This is a genomic window from Bacillus sp. PK3_68, assembly GCF_003600835.1.
Taxonomy (GTDB): Bacteria; Bacillota; Bacilli; order Bacillales; family Domibacillaceae; genus Pseudobacillus.
In genome coordinates, this window is the sequence record NZ_NQYC01000002.1 from 1 (window position 1) to 12,269 (window position 12,269).

9 protein-coding genes and 2 pseudogenes are annotated in these 12,269 nt (G+C 40.2%); 8 read left to right on the forward strand and 3 right to left on the reverse strand.

Going from position 1 to position 12,269, the window contains the following annotated elements; genetic code table 11:
* The coding region (locus CJ483_RS22245; RefSeq protein WP_120038238.1) for a YczE/YyaS/YitT family protein at positions 1–492 on the reverse strand (492 nt) is incomplete at its 3' end.
* Positions 493–607: 115 nt separating this feature from the next.
* Between CJ483_RS22245 and CJ483_RS22250 the strand changes: the two genes are divergently transcribed.
* A complete protein-coding gene (locus CJ483_RS22250) occupies positions 608–1,060 on the forward strand; it encodes a MarR family winged helix-turn-helix transcriptional regulator (protein WP_120038239.1) in 453 nt (150 codons plus the stop codon).
* 25 nt (positions 1,061–1,085) lie between these two features.
* Positions 1,086–1,603, forward strand: a pseudogene (gene paiA, locus CJ483_RS22255) (spermidine/spermine N(1)-acetyltransferase).
* A gap of 513 nt (positions 1,604–2,116) precedes the next feature.
* Here the strand turns inward: paiA and hpt are convergent.
* Positions 2,117–2,638, reverse strand: coding sequence for a hypoxanthine phosphoribosyltransferase (hpt, locus tag CJ483_RS22260; protein ID WP_120038241.1), 522 nt, complete (start codon positions 2,636–2,638; stop codon positions 2,117–2,119).
* Between the two features lie 47 nt (positions 2,639–2,685).
* On the reverse strand, positions 2,686–3,972 hold the full coding sequence (locus CJ483_RS22265; protein WP_120038243.1) for an NCS2 family permease: 1,287 nt from the start codon (positions 3,970–3,972) through the stop codon (positions 2,686–2,688).
* A gap of 123 nt (positions 3,973–4,095) precedes the next feature.
* Here CJ483_RS22265 and CJ483_RS22270 point away from each other — a divergent pair, with 123 nt between their 5' ends.
* From CJ483_RS22270 to CJ483_RS22290, 6 genes and pseudogenes are all read left to right on the forward strand, one after another.
* Positions 4,096–4,968: a LysR family transcriptional regulator gene (locus CJ483_RS22270; RefSeq protein WP_120038245.1), complete on the forward strand. Its 873-nt coding sequence runs from the start codon at positions 4,096–4,098 to the stop codon at positions 4,966–4,968.
* A gap of 748 nt (positions 4,969–5,716) precedes the next feature.
* The gene (locus tag CJ483_RS22275) at positions 5,717–7,822 is read left to right on the forward strand and encodes a (Fe-S)-binding protein (protein WP_259455833.1); all 2,106 of its coding nucleotides are present in this window, start codon (positions 5,717–5,719) and stop codon (positions 7,820–7,822) included.
* Between the two features lie 268 nt (positions 7,823–8,090).
* Positions 8,091–9,319 (forward strand): annotated as a pseudogene (locus CJ483_RS25265) (sigma-54 interaction domain-containing protein); the annotation flags it as partial.
* Between the two features lie 114 nt (positions 9,320–9,433).
* On the forward strand, positions 9,434–9,550 hold the full coding sequence (locus tag CJ483_RS25880; RefSeq protein ID WP_481747755.1) for a hypothetical protein: 117 nt from the start codon (positions 9,434–9,436) through the stop codon (positions 9,548–9,550).
* 248 nt (positions 9,551–9,798) lie between these two features.
* Positions 9,799–10,947: an acyl-CoA dehydrogenase family protein gene (locus CJ483_RS22285; protein ID WP_120038249.1), complete on the forward strand. Its 1,149-nt coding sequence runs from the start codon at positions 9,799–9,801 to the stop codon at positions 10,945–10,947.
* A 38-nt stretch (positions 10,948–10,985) separates the two neighbouring features.
* On the forward strand, positions 10,986–12,260 hold the full coding sequence (locus CJ483_RS22290) for an MFS transporter (protein ID WP_120038251.1): 1,275 nt from the start codon (positions 10,986–10,988) through the stop codon (positions 12,258–12,260).
* Positions 12,261–12,269: the final 9 nt, after the last annotated feature.

The window sequence follows — 12,269 nt, forward strand, 5'->3', positions numbered from 1 at the left end:
GTTTAAAATTAATGCCATGATCAGGAATATGAAGTAAATGAATGTTCTCGACCAAAATATATTTATTCCAGTTAATTCTTGTATGATTAAGGTTAATCGGTCAATTGGAATCGGTGCAAAATTTGTGTGTAGATATATTGCGGTTCCTAACCCTATAACAACTAGACCGGTTCCAAAACAAATAACCTTGCTGTACCAAAGGTCAGGGGTTATCAAATTGTGCAATAAAAAAAGCCACATATCAATACCAATACCTGTTATAAGGGCAGTTCCCAATCCTAAAACTTCTGGTCTTTGTCTTTTTAAAAGTGAATTGCAACATATCAATATTAAAGCTAGGATGACTTCCCAACTTCCCACAGTAAGCCCTACATTTATAGACAGACCTACTAACAGTGCATCAAAAGGGGAAGTTCCCAGGTCTGATTGTATAGTGAAAGAAATACCAAGAGTTAATATTAAAATTCCTAATACATAAAAAACATATTTCACTTTATACGACCTCTTTATCATTATTTTTTGTTGCAAATGCAACAAATTTAGATTAAATTTAATATATGCCACTTTTATTGCATTTGCAACAAAAATATATACTAAGGAGTTAATTATGAAGGAAGTTCTTCGTGAGATTGGAATGATAGCAAGGGCATTAGATTCTATAAGTAATATAGAATTTAAAGAATATGACCTTACAAAGGGGCAGTATTTATACCTTGTGAGAGTATGTGAAAACCCGGGAATCATTCAAGAAAAATTAGCTGAGATGATAAAAGTAGATCGAACAACAGCAGCGCGCGCTATAAAAAAACTGGAAATTAAGGGCTTTATTGAAAAGAAAGAAGACCAACATAACAAAAAAATAAAAAAGCTCTTTCCGACAGAGAAAGGGAAAAGTGTTTATCCTTTTATAAAAAGAGAGCATGATTATTCTGATATCGTTGCATTAGAAGGGTTTTCCGAAACAGAAATAGAAACCATTTTCAATCTGCTTCAAAGAGTAAGAAAAAATATAGAAAAAGACTGGGAATTTGTAAAAAAGGGAAATAAGAGAAATTATTGATGATCTAAAGGAGAGACATATTTAAATGACTATAAAGATAAAAAAATGTAAACTAGAAGACTCACGTAAACTTCAAGAACTTAGTTATGAAACATTTGATGAGACATTTAAGCATCAGAATTCACCCGAAAATATGAACGCTTATTTGGAAAGGGCATTTAAGTTAGAACAACTAGAAAAAGAATTATCCAACATTTCTTCACAATTCTTTTTTGTTTACTTTAATGATGAAATCGCTGGATATTTAAAGGTCAACACGAATGATGCTCAGTCTGAAGAAATGGGGGATGAATCACTTGAAATCGAGAGGATTTATATAAAGAAAAAATTTCAGAAACAAGGGATTGGTAAATATCTGCTAAATAAAGCTATAGAAATTGCCATGGAATATAATAAAAGAAAATCTGGCTAGGTGTATGGGAAAAAAATGAAAATGCTATTGCTTTTTATAAGCAAATGGGATTTATCCAAACTGGATCCCACTCTTTTTATATGGGTGATGAAGAACAGATAGACTTTATAATGACTAAAACACTCAAATAACCTTCTTTTGAAGATTATTTTAAGGTCACGAACGTAGAGGAAGTTTGGGGGGCAAAAACACTCTTTTGGCACAATGGGCGCGGCAGGACAAAGGAAACCCCATTGCCACTCATTTGCCTTTAGAGTTAAAAGGGTCTTTGAGATATTTTGTGGTAATAGATTAAGCAATAGCAACTACCTTTATAGGGGTCGCTATGTATGTTTCTTATAAAAAGGTCCTTATGACCTTCTTATCTGGAATTGCGTTATACCTGCTCTTCTGGGATTGATAACTGGAATAGGATTTCAAGGAGCAGCTAAACCGTTACTGGACAAAGGATTAGGAGAATATTTGATAACAGAAAAAGGGGCAACACTCTATAGGAGCTGCCCCGGATTAATATTGATATTCAATGAAAAAACGATTGGATGAATAAAGATTGAATACATAGTGTATGCCTGATACCCTTCCCTGCTACATTGCTGTTTCGATACCGACTTTTTAACGGAGGGAAGTAAGCAAATTACATAATATTACTTTTCAATGACTTCAAAAATGTAAGGTATATTGCGGTAATGATGACCATAGTTCAGCCCATACCCTACTATAAACTTGTCTTCGATAACAAATCCTTTATAATCTACTTCAATATCAACTTGTCTACGTGATGGTTTGTCGAGGAATGTACAGGTCTTTAAACTTTTGGGGTTTTTTTCTTTAAGAACATTATATACTGCTTTCATTGTATGTCCTGAATCCAATATATCATCTACAATAAGGACATCATATTCGGAAATATCCACTGAAAAGTCAGAGACCTTTACATTTCCATTGCTAGTTTTTCCAAAGCCATAGCTTGAAGTTTCCATAAATTCAATTCTAACGGGAACCGTTATGTGCCGAACTAGGTCTGCCGTGAAAATAAAACTTCCTCTTAATAATGAAATAATAAGGAGATTTTTATCTTCATTTTGATAGTCATTTGACACAAGTGCCCCTAACTCTTTTACCTTCTCATTAATTTCTTCTTTGCTAAATAATATATTTTCTTTCATTATTTTTCACCCTTCTAGTAATTATTTCATCGTTTTTGAGCCTTCACCTAAAATACGTACTGAATAACAAAATTACTAAAAAACAGAATGGCAATCATATAAAGAGCTGGGTGAATTTCCTTGCCCTTTCCTATTAATAGCTTTATCAGCGGATAGAGAATAAAGCCAATGGCCATGCCATCTGCAATGCTATATGTTAAAGGAATCAATACGATAATTAAAAGTGCTGGAATGCTCTCTGTTAAGTCATCCATTGGAATATGAACTACGTTTTGCAACATAAGAAGTCCAATCAATATCAGAATTGGAGAAACCGCACTTGCCGGAACAATTTTAATAACAGGTATAAACAAAATAGAAATGAGAAACATAAATCCTGTCACCATGCTCGTTAAACCTGTTCTCCCGCCTGCTGTAATTCCTGCGGCTGCCTCCACGGATGCTACAGTGGGACTTGTGCCAAAGATACCCGAAGATAAAACTGAAACGGCTGTTGCCTGAAGCGATTTCTTGCTACTTTCAGGACGGTTAAGCATTTTGCTATGTCCATGTATCAGCCCAATATTTTCAAATACGATCACCATGGCAAAGGAAATAGAAGTTAGCCAGAAAACGATATTTCCTGCTTGTCCCCACGATATTTGACCAAACACTCCAAAATATTCGTGAAAAGAGGGCATTGAAAGGGACATTCCCTTAAATGTATCTCCCTCTAACCAAATTGATAAAATCGAAGTAATGATAATACTTAATAAGAGATTTCCAGGTACATTTTTAATAAATAAGATAATCGTAATAATCAAACCAATAAACGTTATGATTACTGTGGGACTGCTTAAATCACCAATTGCAAGCAAGGTGTGCTCAGATTTTGAAATAATTCCCGCATTTTCGAAGCCAATAAAAATCAGTAAAATCCCAATTCCAATGGTAATGGCTTCTTTCAGGGAGTTAGGAATGGAGGAAGTAATCACTTTTGCCATTGGTGTAAAGGCAATAACAATAAAAATCAGTCCTGAAATGAAAACCATGGTTAAGGCTTCCTGCCAAGTAAATCCCCCAGATTGAACGATTGTATAGGTAAACATCGCATTTAACCCCATACCTGGAATAATAAGAAGAGGAGTATTACTCCATAAGCCGAGGACTAAACAACCAAAAAAACTGGTTAATATAGTTGCAATAATTCCCGCCTCCATCGGGATTCCTGCCTCCACCAAAATCGTCGCATTGACAATAATAATATAGGCCACAGTTATATATGAAATCAGCCCTGCAGAAACTTCCTTTGCAATTGTCGTATCATATTGATTGAATTTGAAAAAGCGCTCCATATTAATCACCTTTCTAATTTCCTGTCAAATGAATATGAAAGTAATCTTAACATGGACTCAATTATATGAAAAATATATAATTTGAATAATAACTATACAGTTTTTAAATACAAGGAGACATTTATGGACCTTAAACAATTACGGTATTTTATTGCAATTGCTGAGGAAAAGAGTTTAACAGCTGCTGCGATTCGGCTACATATGTCTCAACCGCCACTAAGCATACAGTTGAAACAATTGGAGCAGGAGTTAGGGGTTAAATTATTTGAACGAAGCGGAAAGACCCTGGAATTAACTGATAAAGGCGATGTACTCTACAAAAGGGCGTTACATCTTGTGAATAGTGCAGAAGAAATAAGAAATGAAATACAGGAAACAGAGGAAGGAAGAAAGGGTGTACTTGCTATCGGGATCAACACTTTATCTCTATCAGGATTTTCAGAAATGCTCCGATCCTTCCACAAGAAGTTTCCCCTTGTTTCATTAAAAATAGTTCAAAATGATTCTTTTTATTTAGCAGAAATGATAAAAACAAGGGCCATTGAATTGGCATTTGTGCGTCTTCCGCTTGAACATCGGGGTTTGGCCTATCATCATCTAATGAATGAGCCCTTTTTTTTCGTAACAAATAAAGAAACACACACTATTTCATTGGAAGAGCTTTCAGATATCCCTCTCATCGTTCCAAGTACAGAGGGATTGGGTATCTATAGTACGATTCTTGAAGCATTTTCAAGGCAAAATCTTCAACTAAATAAAATGGCGGAGTGCTCCGATATGCACACTTTAATGGAGATGGTTAAAGGAGGCATGGGAGCAACAATTGTTCCAAAATCAGTTTTGGATGTCTATAGGGATAAATGTCTCTATTCCATACCGATCAATGATGCTAATTTGGCATCTTCTTTAGGAGTTATTTTTCTTGAAAATCATTATGTCTCTACACCTGCAAAAAACTTTATGGAGCTAATAAAGGAATACTATAGACTTTCGTAACTATAATAAAACCTTAACTGATTATCCCTTCCTTCAAATATGCATCCAGAAATCTGCCTAAACAAAAGACCCAGGATACACAAAAGGTTTTTCTACGAAGCCAGGGCTGGATTAGCAAGGAGAAATGAAACTTTTAAATATAACCTTGGTTGATTGGATACCCGCCGAATTTTGCATAAAAACCCTCGAGGGCAAGACCTGAAAATACACTGTATACCGAAGCCAAACCTTAACAATCGGGCGCTTTAATGGAGCAGCTAAAGCCTAAATTCTCACTTATAACACCGAGAGTTTAGGCTTTTTATATCGGGGTTTCCTTAACGTTGCAAACCTGCATTTTTCTGACACTATCCTTTAATGAATCGATGATTCCCAGCGTATAAAACCGTCAAAAGGTTGATGGCCCATAAGAAAATTCATCCCTTGCTAAGCAAAAAAGCCCTTGATCATTCCATATTGGAAATGAACAGGCGATCAATCATATGATTTCTAAATTTTTTTCTATATTGCTCATATTTCATTGGTCTGGTGCAAAACCTCTTCTCTCATAGCAGTTAGAAAGAGAGGGCGAGCGTAATGGCATAAAAATTGCATTTATGAGGGAGCCTCTCTATACATAAAATAAAAAGCCGTGGAGGTGTGCAGATGAAGGTAAATCTCTCATGGTTTCACCTTTAAGAAAATGGGCGTTCTTTCTTTTTATCCACACAAAACCATAAAAGGGTAATCTTGAATAAGGAGTGATCTTGTGAATTTGCTTTGGTTAAATCTTTTTGCTGCAGCCGGTGTCACAGCTTATGGAATCTATTTGTTTATGTATCTATTAAAGACCCGCTATGAATACATTAAGCTGGGCAAGAAACAAGAGTTTGACAACGATGTAAAGAAGCGGATGGAGAAAATCTGGGTATTTGTTTTTGGGCAGAAGAAGCTGCTCAAAGATAAAAAAAGCGGAGCCATCCACGTTATGTTTTTCTATGGCTTTCTGCTCGTGCAGCTAGGGGCTGTCGACTTTATTATTAAAGGCATCATACCGGGAGCACATTTGCCGCTCGGTCCGCTATATGGAGGATTTAAATTCTTCCAGGAGCTCGTCACACTCATGATCCTTATGGCCGTCGTCTGGGCGTTTCATCGTCGTTATGTTGAAAGGTTGGTTCGCTTAAAGCGCGGCTGGAAGAACGGACTTGTTCTTATTTTTATTGGCCTTTTAATGTTGTCCGTCTTAATCGGCAATGGGATGGATTTAATCTGGCATGAAGGGACAGATGTCCACTGGACTGGCTTGGAACCGGTGGCTTCTGCTGCAGCCGTTGTGTTTTCAGGGATCGGCACAAAAGCCGCTATTGCGTTTTTTTACGTGTCCTGGTGGGTGCATCTATTGGTCTTGCTGACATTCCTCGTGTATGTGCCGCAATCCAAGCACGCTCATTTGATTTTCGGGCCGGTCAACACGTATTTCTATCGCTTGGATCGACAGGGTACGTTGAAGCCGATTGACTTTGAGGATGAGACGCAGGAATCATTTGGTGTGGGGAAGATTCAAGATTTTAACCAGCTGCAAATGATTGATTTCTACGCTTGTGTGGAGTGCGGCCGCTGCACGAATATGTGTCCGGCAACCGGCACAGGGAAAATGCTCTCGCCCATGGATTTAATTGTTAAACTGCGCGACCATTTAACAAATAGCGGGGCAGCGGTAACATCCAAACAGCCATGGGTGCCGGCATTTGCATTTGCCAATACAACAGGGAATCAATTGGCTCTTGCCGGTGGAGCGGAAGCAGCGGCTGAACTGCATCATCCGAGCTTGATTGGGGATGTGATCACCGAAGAAGAGATCTGGGCGTGTACAACATGCCGCAACTGTGAGGACCAGTGCCCGGTCATGAATGAGCATGTGGATAAAATCATTGATCTGCGCCGCTATCTCGTTTTAACAGAAGGAAAAATGGATCCTGAAGCCCAGCGCGCGATGCAAGGCATTGAGCGCCAAGGCAATCCATGGGGACTGAACCGTAAAGAAAAAGAAAACTGGCGTGAGCTGCGCGATGATGTTTACGTACCGACAATAAAAGAAATGAAGAAAGCCGGAGAAGGATTTGAGTACCTGTTGTGGGTTGGCTCGATGGGAGCCTTTGATAACCGCAGCCAGAAAATTGCCCTTTCTTTTGCGAAGCTGTTAAATGAAGGAGGAGTAAAGTTCGCGATCCTTGGCAACAAAGAGAAAAACTCCGGTGATACCCCGCGTCGTCTCGGCAATGAGTTTTTATTTCAAGAGCTGGCAACTGCGAACATCGCAGAGTTCGAGAAAAACGGCGTGAAGAAGATCGTGACGATCGATCCGCATGCCTACAATATTTTTAAAAACGAATATCCAGCCATGGGCTTCAAAGCGGAAGTGTATCATCATACCGAGCTGCTCGCTCAGCTGTTGAGAGAAGGCAGGCTGAACCCCAAACATGCGGTCAATGAAACGATCACGTTCCACGATTCGTGTTATCTCGGCCGCTATAATGATGTTTACAATCCGCCGCGGGAGATCTTGAGAGCGATACCGGGTGTGAGGATCGTAGAAATGACCCGGAACCGGCAAGACGGCATGTGCTGCGGCGCCGGCGGCGGATTGATGTGGATGGAGGAAAATACCGGCCACCGCATTAACGTAGCACGGACGGAGCAGGCGCTGGCAGTCAGCCCATCTGTCATTAGCTCGGGCTGTCCGTACTGCTTGACGATGCTGTCGGACGGAGTGAAGGCGGTGGAGAGGGAGGACACCATTCGAACGCACGATATCGCAGAACTCTTGGAAAGAGCCTGTATTGCCGTACAGCCTGTACAGAAAGCGCTTTGAATATTTAGAAAACTCAGTTAACATGTAAGGGAAGGGGGAGGAGGATATGAGTGTGATTCTATCAACAGAGGCGCTTCCATTTCCTTACTTTATTACCTCAACACAAGGGGAGATTCTGTCGGTCAATGAGGAAATGAATAGGCAGCTTGTATCGAATATAGTATACAAGCGTGTAGAAGAAGCATTTGACGAATGGAAGGTTATACAAAATGATCGTCTTGTTCACGCAAGGGTAGGCCGCAAATACTGTCTGTTCCTCAAAGAGGTGATGGAACAGGGACAGATTTTATATGTAGGGGTATTCTCAGAGGAGCTGGCCTCCCTTTTGAACGAATTAGAAAAACTCAAAAAGGCAAATCGTCATCTTGATGCCGTTATTGAAAGCTCATACGATGGAATTTATATTACAGACCGGGACGGTATCACGTTAAAGACCAACTCGGCTATTGAGAGAATAACAGGTATTCCGAAAGAGTATTATATTCATAAAAGTGTGACAGCCCTTATGGAAAGAGGCATCCTTGAAAACTCTGTCACAGAGCAAGTTATGCGGAAAAAGAAAACCGTATCGGTCGTTCAATTAAATTATTCAGGGCGTGAGACATTGCTGACAGGCAGCCCAGTACTGAACGAAGAAGGAGAAATTGAAAGCGTTGTCACAAATATTCGCGACTTATCGGATTTAAACGACTTACAAACAGCTTTGCGAAAAGCAACGGAAATGAATAAGACCTATCAGAAAGAGATTGAACGATTAAAAGGAAATCTTGCTGCAACGGGCGAGGATGCAATCATCCAAAGTGAACAAATGAAGTTAATTTATGATACTGCTAGCCGGATTGTTAATGTAGAGGCGACGGTTCTCATTCTAGGAGAAACAGGTGTTGGGAAAGATGTGCTTGCGAAGCATATCTATAATCACAGCGAAAGAAGAAAGCAAGGCAAGTTTATTAAAGTGAACTGCGGGCTATACCGCCGGATTTATTAGAGTCTGAGTTATTTGGCTATTCAGGAGGGGCCTTTACTGGAGCGAATAAACAGGGGAAGCCAGGGATGTTTGAACTGGCTGATAAGGGCATTTTATTTCTAGATGAAATTGGTGAAATGCCGCTGAATCTTCAAGTAAAGCTGCTTCGCGTTATACAAGAAAGGGAAATTCAACGTGTTGGCGGAATCGCAACAAAGAAAGTCGACGTTCGGCTGATTGCGGCAACAAACCGCAACTTGAAAGAGATGGTCCAGGCTGGAGAGTTTCGTGAAGATTTATTTTACCGGCTAAATGTCGTGCCGATTCACATTCCGCCTCTTCGTGAAAGAAAAGAAGAGATTTTGCCCCTTATGAATCTGTATCTGAAGAAAATCAATCAAAAGTATGGGACAACGAAGCAATTGAATGAGGAGCTGAAATCCTTCTTTTATGAGTATCATTGGCCTGGAAATGTGAGAGAACTTTCTAATTTACTGGAGCGTCTCGTCCTGTTGACTAGAGACCATATTATTGGCCTAGAAAACTTACCTGCAGAGTATAAAGCAGAAACCGCAGAAGCGGCCGCACAAGATGGACACATAGTCACGTTAAGAGAAGCCACAGAAGCAGCGGAGAAGAAAGTCTTGCTGTGGGCCGTCAAAAAATACAAAACGACTTATGAAATCGCGGAGGCTTTAGACACGAGCCAGCCGACGATTGTTAGGAAACTAAAAAAATATAAGATAAAGATTGAAGAATGAAGAAAAAAGCTATCCGAAAAGGTAGCTTTTTCTTTTTGACAACCACCTCCATTTCCTCATTGAAGATTCAAAAATGTATTAAGGATACATTTTTGAATTGAGCTTTACAGCGATAATCTTTTTAGTCGGATTCAATTATGAATTATTTCTCTTTTTTGTCCTTCCTTTTTCTAGAATAAATTAGCTTTCCGCTTGGCATAAGGATTGCATTATAAAGGAGCAATAACAGAATAAAAGGAGGAATTGGCATGATTGAAACCATGACACCAGAATTGGAACAAATGAAGCAGATGATCAAAAATTTCGTAGATAAGGAGGTAGAACCGTTTGCTCAGCAAATTGAAGAGGAAGATGCCATTCCGCAGCACCTTGTTGAAAAAGCGAAAGAACTTGGCCTTTTTGGAATTAGCATTCCAGAAGAATACGGAGGCATTGGGTTAAATCAAGTCGGAAAAGCGACTGTTTTAGAGCAGCTCGGACGCACGCATAATGGATTTGTCAGCTTAATCAGTGCTCACACGGGAATTGGCAGTACAGGTTTAGTAAAGCTCGCTTCCCCTTATTTAAAAGAAAAGTATCTCCCAGACATGGCTGCCGGAAACAAAATTGCCGCTTTTGCCCTATCAGAGCCCGGTGCCGGTTCAGATGCAACAAATTTAGCGACGAGAGCGGAAAAGCGCGGCAACAAATGGATTTTAAACGGAACGAAGCATTTTATTACAAACGCACCGGTAGCCGATGTCTTTACGGTATTCGCTTTAAATGATAAAGAAAAAGGGGCAAAAGGAGGCATTACAGCTTTTCTAGTGGAAAAAGACTTTCCAGGCTTTACAGTTGGAAAGAAGGATAAAAAAATGGGACTTCGCGGTTCTTATACAGCCCAGCTCATTTTTGAAGATTGTGAAGTGCCGGAAGAAAATGTGATTGGGGAGGTCGGCATGGGCTATGTCTCTGCTTTACGTATTTTGGGCGAAGGGCGTGTTGGTCTAGCAGCCCGCGCAGTCGGTTCATGTCAAAAGCTGATTGAATTATCGGCCTCTTACGCGAAAGAAAGGGTGCAATTTGGACAGCCGATTGCTGCTAATCAAGGAATTCAATGGATGCTGGCAGACATGGCAACTGAAACAGCAGCGGCCCGTGCATTGGCCATAAGTGCAGCTCAAATGATTGATGAAGGCAAAAAAGCCATTAAAGAGGCTTCGATGGCAAAATTATTTGCTTCTGATGTATTTAATAGAGTAGCTGATAAAGCAGTGCAGATTCACGGTGGCATGGGCTATGTGTCAGACTATCCTGTAGAACGGTTTTACCGGGACGCTCGAATTACAAAAATTTATGAGGGAACGAACGAAATTCAGCGGATGATTATTGCAAGAAGAGTACTGGAAGAAAATTAAGAAGTATCTACCTATTAATCATGAAATGAGGGTTTGCTATGCGTTGGGTTGTCCTCGTTCTTCTGTTCTTTGGCATGATTATTAATTTTGCAGACAAATCTATTATCGGGCTTGCTGCTGTTCCCATTATGAAAGATCTGAACCTTTCTTATGCGGAATGGGGCATCGTCGGAAGTAGTTATTACTGGCTCTATCCAGTGACAGGCGTGTTCGGCGCAGCTCTTGCGGACAGAATTGGGGCCAAAAAAGTGTTGGGGGTGCTAATGCTGACCTGGGCTGTTCTGCAGTTCGGCGTGTTGGCCATTACAGTATTGCCGCTTCTTGTAGTATACCGTGTTTTGCTTGGGGCATTTGAAGGGCCTTTCAGCCCGGTTGCCTATAGTCATGCCCATTCATGGTTTCCACCGAAGCTCCGCGGATTTGCCAACTCGGTCGTTGTTTCAGGAGCGACTGTCGGAGCTATGATTGTAGCTCCCTTGCTAGTTGCGCTTATTAATATATTAGGTTGGAAAATGGCTTTTGCCTGGCTAGGGGCAGCGAGTATTATCTGGGCGATTGCCTTTCAATTCATGACAAAGGAAAGTCCTATGGACGCGTATAAGAAAGCGAAGAGCCAAAAGCAGAAACCATTGGAAAAGCTGAATATCAAAGATTTTCTAAGGCTGCTGGCTTCTCCTTCCGCTTTATTTACAACACTTGCTTACTTCTCCACGTATTTTCTTGTCGTATGGATTGCCGTATGGCTTCCGATCTATCTTGTTGAAGTCGTCAAGATGAGCTCGGCCCAAATGGGATTCGGTGTCATGGTTATTGGAATCGCTTCTACTATTATTTATATCGGTGTTTCTGCTTTATCAGATTATTTATTTAAAAAGAACCAGAACTGGCGATTGTCAAGAGTGTATGTCGTGGGCATTTCCATGGCTATCGGTGCATTATGTATGGCTTCCATTACGATTTTTCAGCATCCGGTTTGGGTAGTGGCTGCCATGTGTTTGGCAAAAGGTTTAACCTATGCGATTTTGCCGATTGGACCGACCATCATGATCAACGAATTGCCTGAAAGAGGCAGCTTGATGACAAGCATTTTAACTTCATCAGGAAATATTGCGGGAATTGTGGCGCCGCTTGTGACTGGTTTTATTGTGGGACTGACTAAATCGGATAAGTTGTTCGGTTATAACCTGTCGATTCTATTTATGGCCGTTCTTGTATTGGTATTTTCTATCTTATTCATCATGTTAGTGAGACCTGCTAATCAAAAAAATGTAGAAAAAGAACAGGAAGACAGCCTGCTTAAAACGTCGAATTGATTCATAGCG

What these genes read in the sequence shown, in the direction of transcription:
- CJ483_RS22250 (WP_120038239.1), top strand. Translation starts at nt 608, where the DNA reads ATGAAGGAAGTTCTTCGTGAGATTGGAATGATAGCAAGGGCATTAGAT.
- hpt (WP_120038241.1), bottom strand. Translation starts at nt 2,638, where the DNA reads ATGAAAGAAAATATATTATTTAGCAAAGAAGAAATTAATGAGAAGGTA.
- CJ483_RS22265 (WP_120038243.1), bottom strand. Translation starts at nt 3,972, where the DNA reads ATGGAGCGCTTTTTCAAATTCAATCAATATGATACGACAATTGCAAAG.
- CJ483_RS22270 (WP_120038245.1), top strand. Translation starts at nt 4,096, where the DNA reads ATGGACCTTAAACAATTACGGTATTTTATTGCAATTGCTGAGGAAAAG.
- CJ483_RS22285 (WP_120038249.1), top strand. Translation starts at nt 9,799, where the DNA reads ATGATTGAAACCATGACACCAGAATTGGAACAAATGAAGCAGATGATC.
- CJ483_RS22290 (WP_120038251.1), top strand. Translation starts at nt 10,986, where the DNA reads ATGCGTTGGGTTGTCCTCGTTCTTCTGTTCTTTGGCATGATTATTAAT.